Source organism: Alteromonas sp. AMM-1 (genome assembly GCF_047290655.1).
Lineage (GTDB): Bacteria > Pseudomonadota > Gammaproteobacteria > Enterobacterales > Alteromonadaceae > Alteromonas > Alteromonas mangrovi.
In genome coordinates this window covers 1-3955 of sequence record NZ_JBLBUE010000238.1, presented here as the reverse complement: position 1 = coordinate 3955, position 3955 = coordinate 1, and the positions used below count along the sequence as shown (strand labels likewise).

At 47.1% G+C, this 3955-nt stretch carries 4 protein-coding genes; all 4 read right to left on the bottom strand.

Translation table 11 applies throughout. The features are described from left to right. Positions 1 to 259 precede the first annotated feature (259 nt). Positions 260 to 892 carry a LysE family translocator gene (locus tag ACLR2L_RS19365; RefSeq protein WP_413370551.1) on the bottom strand — a complete coding sequence of 211 codons (633 nt, stop codon included), beginning with the start codon at positions 890 to 892 and terminating at the stop codon, positions 260 to 262. A gap of 35 nt (positions 893 to 927) precedes the next feature. Then, positions 928 to 1803 (bottom strand): DMT family transporter, encoded by an 876-nt coding sequence (locus ACLR2L_RS19360; protein WP_413370549.1) that lies wholly within the window; start codon positions 1801 to 1803, stop codon positions 928 to 930. A 48-nt stretch (positions 1804 to 1851) separates the two neighbouring features. Then, on the bottom strand, positions 1852 to 2595 hold the full coding sequence (rluF, locus tag ACLR2L_RS19355; protein ID WP_140961078.1) for a 23S rRNA pseudouridine(2604) synthase RluF: 744 nt from the start codon (positions 2593 to 2595) through the stop codon (positions 1852 to 1854). An 815-nt stretch (positions 2596 to 3410) separates the two neighbouring features. Then, on the bottom strand, positions 3411 to 3955 hold a 545-nt coding region (locus ACLR2L_RS19350; protein ID WP_413370547.1), incomplete at its 5' end, for a trypsin-like serine protease.

Below are 3955 nucleotides of genomic sequence, written 5' to 3'. Positions count from 1 at the left end.
TCAGGGTGAACCATAAATACGATTTCGTAATGACGCATTAAACGCTCCTTACGGTTGTAGTCTCGACAGAACAGCCGGCTGCATGGAGACAAGGAACTTGATTTAGTTGGCTGTAAGGGCGCGCATTATATAGGTGAATATCTGGCCGCACAAGAATTATTCGGTGATAACGCGTAAAACCGTCTGCAATCGCGAAAATCGTTGCCAGGCAGGTCAAAAAGCCATGCGAATGGTAGTGGTTAACGGCAATCTCAGGCCTTTAAGCGCTTGCCAGCCCAAGCTTCACACCAAAATACACAAACAACCCGCCTGCCGCTTTGTTTAACCAGAAACCTAATCCTTTTACGCCACCCAGTTTAGTTCGCATGAAGGCCGTAGCCAGCGCCAGCAAAATGCACCAAAGGGTACCGGTAAAAACAAATATGCCACCCAGCGATATGAACGCCTGCGTTTTATTTACTACATCAGCCGGAATAAACTGCGGCACGAAGGCCAGGAAGAACAATGCCACTTTTGGGTTTAGTACGTTGGTAAGTACACCGCCGGTGTAGATTCGCCGAAAACTGGCGGGCTTCACATGGGGCTTTTCTACTGTGTCGATATTATCTCGCTTTGCAACCAGCAAGCTGATGCCCAGATATAATAAATACAAACAACCCGCCAGCTTCACGGCAGTAAATGCCCAGGCTGATGTGGCAAGCAACGCCCCTAATCCCACGGCTGCGCCAAGTATATGTACACTCACACCACTAATTATACCCAGCGTAGCCACAATACCGGCTTTTGCGCCCTGACTTGCTGCGCGCGCAATAATATAAAGTGAATCAGGTCCTGGCAGGATATTCAGCAACAGACACGACAGCACAAAAGCCCACAAATTGGTTACGTCCATTTATTTACCCTCAGCAAGTCACAGTTGCGTAGAATTTACGCTAACCACACTAAAATAGCTACGCCAGTGAGCGCAACCAGCGACCAGATAAACGTAGGGCGGCCAACCCGTTCACCGGTTGCCCAGGCAATGCCTAGCGACAGCACCACGCTACTGGCAAATAAGGTTTGTACCACCGCAGCTTTGGTAGCCGAAAAGGCCACCATTTGCAGGTAAATTGCCAGCACGGTGCCAACCAGGGCGGTTAACCCGAATACCATCCAGGTACGCAGGCGATTTGGCGTATTCGGCAACCAGCGCTGCTTAAAAACCAACATAAGTACCGTAATAATGGCGATGCCACCGAACAGGCGTATTTGACTGGCGTGAAAAGCATCCAGCTCAACACTTACCAGCATGTCCCTGCTGATTACCGCCCCAACGGCCTGACACAGTGCAGCAAGCGCAGCCAACACATATCCAGACACGGAAAAGAGTGCCAGGGTAGCGCGCTTTTGTAATTTAACAATCATGTCTACCGACAGGATCACTATTGCAATACCCAGCCACTGTTGCCAGCTTAACCATTCGCCAATCCAGGCCATCGCCAGCAACGCGGTAAATATAGGCGCCAGGGTTTCCGCCACCAGCATCGTTTGCGCATCGCCAATCTTATTCAGTGCCTGAAAGAAAAACGTATCGCCCAGGCCAATACCAATGGCCCCGCTTAGCAATAACCATCCCCAAACCGACCACGTTAAGCTCACTGATGGCAACAAAAAATGAGTAATAGCACTCAGCACAACAATGGCAATAAAGCCCTTCCAGAAATTCATCGCTAATGGCGAGAATGAACGGCCTAATAATCGAAACAACCTGGCCGCAATGGCCCAACACAATGCTGTGGTAATGGCGGCTAATTCACCGGTCATGACAATTCCTGAACAACGGGTAGAAACATGGCTGGTGCAGTTAAGGCATTACTCAACCGCGGTTTTACTGGAATGCCGAACAGCAGCATTCAACGCATTTAATTCCTGCTCCGTGAGGTTGCGCCACTGACCAGGACGTAAATTGCCTAACGTAATGTGCATTATGCGAGTGCGCTTCAGCTTAGTGACTTCGTAGCCTAAAAACTCACACATACGACGGATCTGGCGATTCAATCCCTGGGTAAGAATAATATTAAAACCAAATTTGCCTTTGGGCTTTAAGGTACAGGGTTTGGTTACCGTGCCTAAAATGGGCACCCCTTTTGCCATTTTCTGCAAAAAGCGCGGGCTGATGGGTTGATTAACGGTAACTTCGTATTCCTTGTCGTGGGCATTTTCAGCGCGCAAAATTTTATTCACGATGTCACCGTCGCTGGTGAGCAGAATGAGGCCTTCCGAGGGTTTGTCCAGGCGGCCAATAGGGAAGATGCGCTCTTTGTGATTAATGGCATCAATGATATTGCCTTTCACATGACGCTCTGTAGTGCAGGTAATGCCGATGGGTTTGTTATACACAATATAAACCCGATCAGACTTGTCTTGTGCAACCGCGCCAATGACTTTGCCGTCAACTTTTACCTTGTCGCCGGGGTTCACTTTGGTGCCTAGTTCAGGTTGCTTGTCGTTAATCGTGACCCGCTTTTGTTCTATCAGCTTGTCGGCTTCTCTGCGCGAGCAAAAGCCTGTGTCACTAATGTATTTATTAAGACGTTTCGCCTGATCTGAACTCATTATTACCTGTCCTGACTGTCGCGGTACCCGCAGAGAATGAAAAAGAAACGGGAGTATACCCGAAGTCAGGTGTTATTGATAAATCGCTTTATGTGAACTGCTGCCGACTCGAACTGGCTGAGGGTAGCTGTTGAGCTCAAGCAATGCTTTGACTGGTGCTTTTGTTCAGACGCGGACGTTTCGAAATAGTCCACCAAGCTCACTGTAGAGCTAGTAATTTTACTGAAGTGGATATCATCGCTTTGCGAAGTGGCAAATGCGAGCCCAGCGAGTATTTGTTCCAACCGCGTTGCTCAAGGCTAACTGACGCAACTTGTTAGGCATACTAAGGTAATTTCCTTATATTGACGTAACCTACTGCTCCACAGCCTTCACTCGCTGGGGATGGCCAATAAACTTCCAAATACGGAACAAATGAAACTCGATCCGGGACAGTAAAACTGCCCAATAGTTTTTCATACATCTCGCTGAGATCGATAACCGAGGTAAATTGAGATCCATCCATCTCCAATTTTTCAGGTCTATATTTCAAATAAGCAGTCGGCCTCCCGAAGTTTCCCACTTGAATGGGAAGTTCAACCGTAAAATCATCTCTCGATTTTCCAAAACTAACTTTAATAAGGTGATTAAGTGCGAGACTGCTATTGGGAACTCTGCACGCCAAGCTCTCAAAATTTACCACTACTAAAAAAAGTATCAGAACTCTATACATTTTTGCCTAATGCTAAGCTAACGGGCAGTGACGTAGCGGCATAATCGCGAAGCGCCGCTGTGTTGCTGTCCCAGTGAACGAAGTGAACGTGTTTAGCGTCTTGCTAGAGGACCCCATCCGCAATTGTCTGTTTAATCCACGTTTGAAAGTGTGAAATTCTTGAATAGTTTTCGATAACTCCATATCTAGCCTCTTCCCATTCAGTCGGCTCCGCGTTCTGCCATGAACTAACACCAATGATAAATAGTTGCCCTTCGAAATTTATATAAGCAGGTCCGCCTGAGTCTCCGGGGCCACTTATTCCTTCTAAAGGCAGAGCATCATCTCCTTGTTCGAAAGTAAATCTTACCCATTGACCTTCCGCGTTATCGACTTGATTCTTGGCCAATCTAATTTGGCCATCTGCGCCAGATATTCCGTTAAGACCATTACCGTGATCGCCACGACCAATAAAAGTTGCAATTTTCCCAACCTCGTCGCTAGACGTATATAGTTTAGCAATCGTTGCAGACTTGATTGGCTTAGACAATCGGACAAGAGCGATATCGTTCGGAAATTTTTTATCTTCCCACAAAGGGTGGCTAACTATTCGTTCAATTTTATATTGCGAGTTTTTGAACCGTACTTTTCCATTTGTCTTTAAGTATT

Bases quoted from the DNA above. Each gene is read 5' to 3' on its own strand.
- rluF (WP_140961078.1), bottom strand. From the start codon at position 2,595: ATGAGTTCAGATCAGGCGAAACGTCTTAATAAATACATTAGTGACACA.
- ACLR2L_RS19360 (WP_413370549.1), bottom strand. From the start codon at position 1,803: ATGACCGGTGAATTAGCCGCCATTACCACAGCATTGTGTTGGGCCATT.
- ACLR2L_RS19365 (WP_413370551.1), bottom strand. From the start codon at position 892: ATGGACGTAACCAATTTGTGGGCTTTTGTGCTGTCGTGTCTGTTGCTG.